Annotated in this window: 1 protein-coding gene; it reads right to left on the minus strand. The window is 61.4% G+C overall.

The genetic code is table 11. The features are described 5' to 3' along the window. Positions 1-321: YgjP-like metallopeptidase domain-containing protein (locus tag A3730_RS11570; RefSeq protein WP_156501161.1), on the minus strand; the 321-nt coding region annotated here is incomplete at both ends.

A 321-nucleotide genomic window follows, 5' to 3' on the forward strand; every position in this document is an offset into this window, starting at 1 on the left:
ATCCAGTGCCGCTGGCGGGTAGTGCAGCAGGGCCATGTTCAGGTTGATGTACCCTTTTGCCGACAGTGAGCCCCAACGGGTACGCATTTTTTTTACCCGTAATACCGGGCGCGTATAACCTTGCCCGGCAAACCAGCCGAACTGCCGCTCAATGCTGTCCTCAAACAACGGGCGTGCCTGTTGGCGAAGCCAGCGCTCCACCGCCTGCTGCACGGCAGCCTCGCTGTCAGGCTCGGCAACTCGCACCTGTAGATAGCCGCCAGCCACACTCACCGAAGACCGCCCTGCAGACACATCCAGGATCAACGGCTGGCCCCGGAA

The sequence above is a fragment of the Alcanivorax sp. HI0044 genome, from assembly GCF_001634945.1.